Origin of the sequence: Kitasatospora sp. NPDC007106 (assembly GCF_040634455.1) — a bacterium.
In the GTDB taxonomy this organism is placed as follows: Bacteria; Actinomycetota; Actinomycetes; order Streptomycetales; family Streptomycetaceae; genus Kitasatospora; species Kitasatospora arboriphila.
Genome location: NZ_JBEYFP010000457.1, coordinates 1 through 4,790 on the forward strand (window position 1 = coordinate 1; position 4,790 = coordinate 4,790).

4 protein-coding genes are annotated in these 4,790 nt (G+C 75.7%); 3 read left to right on the forward strand and 1 reads right to left on the reverse strand.

The window, feature by feature from the left end; genetic code table 11:
* Positions 1-448: 448 nt before the first annotated feature.
* The gene (locus tag ABZ641_RS25980; protein WP_344624787.1) at positions 449-1,309 is read left to right on the forward strand and encodes a universal stress protein; all 861 of its coding nucleotides are present in this window, start codon (positions 449-451) and stop codon (positions 1,307-1,309) included.
* A 245-nt stretch (positions 1,310-1,554) separates the two neighbouring features.
* On the opposite strand, the gene ABZ641_RS25985 is transcribed toward ABZ641_RS25980, so the two are convergent.
* Positions 1,555-2,403 carry a LysR family transcriptional regulator gene (locus tag ABZ641_RS25985; RefSeq protein ID WP_359985401.1) on the reverse strand — a complete coding sequence of 283 codons (849 nt, stop codon included), beginning with the start codon at positions 2,401-2,403 and terminating at the stop codon, positions 1,555-1,557.
* A gap of 203 nt (positions 2,404-2,606) precedes the next feature.
* Between ABZ641_RS25985 and ABZ641_RS25990 the strand changes: the two genes are divergently transcribed.
* Both ABZ641_RS25990 and ABZ641_RS25995 read left to right on the forward strand, forming a co-directional pair.
* Positions 2,607-3,302 carry an SDR family NAD(P)-dependent oxidoreductase gene (locus ABZ641_RS25990; protein WP_359985404.1) on the forward strand — a complete coding sequence of 232 codons (696 nt, stop codon included), beginning with the start codon at positions 2,607-2,609 and terminating at the stop codon, positions 3,300-3,302.
* Positions 3,303-3,615: 313 nt separating this feature from the next.
* On the forward strand, positions 3,616-4,776 hold the full coding sequence (locus tag ABZ641_RS25995; protein ID WP_359985407.1) for an MFS transporter: 1,161 nt from the start codon (positions 3,616-3,618) through the stop codon (positions 4,774-4,776).
* Positions 4,777-4,790 lie beyond the last annotated feature (14 nt).

The window sequence follows — 4,790 nt, forward strand, 5'->3', positions numbered from 1 at the left end:
GCGTGCAACAAAAAACCCCTCGTGCCCAGGGCATGCGAGGGGTGGCGCGTCGGTCTCTCTGATGCGGGTCCGCCGGGGGCGGCCGGTCCGCCGAACGGGGCCGGGCGGCCGCGGCGGGTCGGGGCCCTGCCGTGCAGCTGCGGCGCGGTACCCCGGTGGGGCATCCGGTCCGCCCTCCCGGGCGACCCGAGGTACCCCGTGGCCGTACCGGTCGGCCCGGTTCGCCGGGGCTCGGCCGGGCGTTCACCCGGCCGTCGCCCGGGGAAGGGCCGTCCGGCCCTGTCTCCGATCGCGCGAGACTGGTGCGATGGGGCGCACGCGGCACGGGCGTACCCCGGCGGCGCGTTCCCGGCGCCGCCCGCGACGTGCCCGCACGCCGTGCCCGCCGGCCCGGCCCGGCCGTACCGGCCGTACCGGCACCGAACGATCGCACCACCGGGAGGATCCCGTGAACGGACCCGTCGTCGTCGGTTACGACGGCTCGGCCGAGAGCATCGCCGCCCTGCGGTGGGCGACCGTCGAGGCGGCGCTGCGCGGGCTGCCGCTGGAGCTCGTCCAGGCCTGGCCGTGGCCCAAGCACCACGTCCTCGGCGGCGAGGACGCGGACCGCTGGGTCCGGCAGCAACTGGCCGACCAGGAGGCCGCGGTACGGGCGTCCGCCGGCGACGTGGCGGTCACCTCGCGGCTGGTGCCCGACGCGCCCGCCGCCGTGCTGAAGGCCGCCGGCGAGAAGGCGTCCGTGCTGGTGCTGGGCTCGCGCGGGCTGAGCACGCTGCGCGGCTTCCTGGTCGGCTCGGTCAGCCAGGAGGTGCTGGCCGGGGCGGTCTGCCCGGTGGTGCTCGTCCGGGCCGGCGGCGGGGTCGACCCGGCCCCGGCCCGCAGTGCCGTCGCCCTCGCCCTGGACCTCCGCCACGACTGTCCCGAGGTGCTGGACTTCGCCTTCCGGGCCGCCGCGCAGCGCGGGGTGTCGCTGCGGGTGCTGCACGCGGCCGGGCCGCCGGCGGGCAGCGAGTACATGGCCTTCGGCGCGATCGCGGCGATCTCCGCGGACCTGGCGTCGGCCGAGGAGCAGGCGCTCACCGAGGCGTTGCAGCCGTGGCGCACCAAGCATCCGGACGTCGAGGTGGAGGCGACCGTGGTACCCGGCAGCGCCGCGCTCGCGGTGGTGGAGGCCGTCGGCGAGGACGTCGGCCTGCTGGTGGTCGGCCGCCACGACCGGCGGGTGACCTTCGGCGGCCACGTCGGCCCGGTGACCCATGCGGCGATCCACCACGTCACCTGCCCGGTGGCGGTGGTCCCCTACCGCTGACGGGCCGGCCCCGGACTTGCCCGAAGGGCGCTCGAACGGTCGGTTCAGGGGTGCGTGGGATACCTCCCGGCGAAGGCCGGGGGAGAACTGCGCCATTCGGATGCGGGCCGCCGTGCGGACCGAGGGCGACTCGGACTCGTCGGCAGCACCACTCCCGGACTGCGCGGTTCTCCCCCGGTCTTCGGCCGGAAGGTGCCTCCCCACGCGCCCCCGTGAGGCACTCGCACGCCCTTGGAAGACGGCTCTTACCCGTCGGCGGCGGGGGCCGGGGCGTCGGCGCCGTCCGCGCGGGGGCGCAGGAGGGCGGCGGCGAGGTCGAGGAAGTCGGCTGCGGGGCCGGTGCAGTCGTCCTGCGGCACGGCGAGGCAGGTCTCGACCGGCTGGAGGTCGGTCACCGGCAGGTGGACGAGGTCGGGGCGGGAGTACGAGTCGGCGACACTCGCGGGGACGAGCGCGATGCCCTGCCCGGAGGCGATGAGCTCGAACTTGCCCTCCAGCGTGGACGTCCGCCGTTCCTTGCCGTCGAGGAGGGGCTCGCCGTCGAGGTCCGCCGTGGTGAGTGCGGGGCGCCCGGCCAGTGGATGCGTGACGGGCAGGCACGCCACCTTGGTCTCCCGGTCGACGGCGACGGTGCGCAGCCCCGTGTCGTCGAACGGCCGGCGGAGGTACGCGACGTGGACGCGGCCGTCGCGCAGCGGCGCGTCCCGCTCCCACCAGCGCAGCGGGAAGACGTCGACGGCGACCTCCGGGCGGCTCCGGGCGAAGGCCCGGACGGCGTGCGAGACGTGCAGGCCCGGTGCGAAGGCGACGACCAGGCGCTGTTCGCCGCGCGCGGCCTCGTGTACGCGGCGGACGGCCGAGTCCACCACCGCGGTGATCCTCCGTGCCTCCTCGTACAACCGCTGCCCGGCCGGGGTCAGTTCGACGCTGCGGGTGGTCCGCTCGAGCAACGGGCAGCCGAACTCCCGCTCGAAGACCCGGATCTGGCGACTGAGGACGGGCTGGGCGATGAACAGGGCCCGCGCGGCCCGGCCGAAGTGCCGGTGTTCGGCCACCGCGACGAAGTAGCGGAGCTTCCGCAGGTCGAGATCCATATCCGGACGGTATCAATGCGGACCGAAGGGTATTGGACGGCCGGTCGGGCCCGTCGGAGACTCGGTGCATGACAGCCCGTCGGCGCGCAGTGACGCACCGACGACGGCCCGGCCGCCCGACCGGCGGCCCACCCTGACGATTCGTCACCACTTCTGCGGAGCCGCCGCCGAGGCGGCGCTCCGCACGCACGACAGGAAACGACATGACCGACACCCGCCCGACCGCCCTGATCGTCGGCGCCTCCCGGACCTTGGGCCTCGAACTGGCGGCGGAGTACCTGCGCCGCGGCTGGGACGTCATCGGCACCGTCCGCGGCAGCCGGCGCACCGGCCTGCACGACCTGGCCGAGGAGTCCGGGGGCCGCCTCGCCGTCGAGTCGCTGGAGATGACCGACCCCGAAGGGATCACCGCCCTGCGCGACCGGCTGGCGGGACGCACGCTCGACCTGCTCTTCGTCAACGCCGCCGTCACCCGCGGCGACCTCCCGATCGGCGACGTCCCGACGGAGATGTTCACCGAGGTGATGGCCACCAACGCGCTCGGCCCGATGCGCGTCGTCGAGTGGCTGCGCCCGCTGGTCGCCCCGGCCGGGACGATCGGCGTGATGTCCTCCGACCAGGGCAGCATCGCCCTCAACACCGACGGCGGGCAGGACCTGTACCGGGCGAGCAAGTCCGCGCTGAACCAGCTGATGCGCTGTCACGCCGCCCGGCACGCGGACGATCCGCGGACGCTGCTGCTGACGGACCCGGGCTGGGTCCGCACCGACCTCGGCGGCCCGGACGCCGAACTCGGCGTGGAGGAGAGCGTTCCCGGGGTGGTGGACACGATCGAGGCCCACCGCGGGAAGCCCGGACTCCACTTCGTCGACCACCTCGGACAGGTCGTGCCCTGGTAGCGGCCGCACCGGGCGCCACCGGGCCGGGGCGGGGCCGTCCCACGGGGTGGGCGAGGGCTGGGAGCCGCAACGAACTGCTGGTAGTAGTAGGCGCGTTCCACGCCGACAGTCGAGCGCCCCACCTGCCCCACCGTCCGTGAACGGAGATCAAGTGCCCGCCCCCATCGCCCCCGACGACAGTACCGACGCCCCCGTGGCGACCGCCGACCCCGACCTGCCCGCCACCCTCGCCACGGCAGTCGCCCCCGCGCCGGCGGTCGCCGACGCACCGGCCGCGTCCGTACCCGGCCTGCGGCTCAAGGCCGTGCTGCTGATGGCCGGCAGTTGCCTGCCGATCCTGGGCGCCGTCCTCATCGCCCCCGTCCTGCCCAGGATCCAGGACCACTTCGCCGCCACCCCCGGCGCCGACGCGCTGGTGCCGGTCGCCCTGACGATCCCCGCGCTGGCGCTCGCCCTGCTCGCCCCGTTCGCCGGCGTGCTGATCGACCGGCTCGGCCGGCACCGGCTGCTGGTCGGGGCGACCGTCGCGTACGCGTTCGTCGGCACGGCGCCGCTCTGGCTCGACTCGCTCGGGGCGATCGTCGCCAGCCGGGCGCTCGTCGGCGTCACCGAGGCCGTCATCATGACCTGCTGCACCACCCTGATCGGCGACTACTGGAGCGGCCGCACCCGGGACCGCTACCTCGCCCTGCAGACGATCTGCGCCGCCGTCTCCGCCACCGCGTTCTTCGCGATCGGCGGGGCCGTCGGCTCGGCCGGCTGGCGGGCGCCGTTCTGGGCGTACGCGGTGAGCCTGCTGCTGGCGCCGCTGATGGCGACCGTGCTGCGGCCCGCGCCGAAGGCCGCCGTCACTGCCGCGGACGCTCCGGCGGAGCCGGTCGGGCCGGGCGGCGGCGGCGAGGAACGGCCCTTCCCCTGGCGACGGTTGGCACCGACCTGCGGACTGACGGTGTTCGGCGCGGTGGTGTTCTACACCGTGCCGGTGGAGACCTCCTACCTGCTGGACGACCTGGGGGTGACCGCACCGGCCGTGATCGGCGCGGCGACCGCACTGGCCAGTGCGGCCACCGTCGCCGGGGCGGCCGGCTTCGCCCGCTTCACGGCCCGGGCGCAGCGTTTCCTGCCGCAGGTGCTGGCGCTCTGCGCGGCCGGATTCGTGCTGATGGCGGTCGCCGACCGGGCGTCGCTGCTGGTGGCCGGCGCCGTGGTCGACTGCCTCGGCACCGGCGTCCTGCTGCCGCTGCTGCTCACCCGGGCGATGGCCCTGCTGGACCACGCGGACCGCGGCCGCGGCACCGGTCTGTGGACGGCGGCCTTCTTCCTCGGCGAGTTCGTCTGCCCGCTCGTGCTGCTGGCCGCCGCCGCGCTGGTCGGCTCCCTGGCGGCGGCGGTGGGCGTCCTGGCCGCGGCGACGGCCCTGGTGGCCCTGGGCGTCCACCTCAAGGACCGCCGCCCCGTCCCCGCCGCGGTCTGACGACGGGCTCGGCC

Excerpts from the sequence above, each read along its gene's own strand:
- ABZ641_RS25990 (WP_359985404.1), top strand. The coding sequence starts at position 2,607 with ATGACCGACACCCGCCCGACCGCCCTGATCGTCGGCGCCTCCCGGACC.
- ABZ641_RS25985 (WP_359985401.1), bottom strand. The coding sequence starts at position 2,403 with ATGGATCTCGACCTGCGGAAGCTCCGCTACTTCGTCGCGGTGGCCGAA.
- ABZ641_RS25995 (WP_359985407.1), top strand. The coding sequence starts at position 3,616 with ATGGCCGGCAGTTGCCTGCCGATCCTGGGCGCCGTCCTCATCGCCCCC.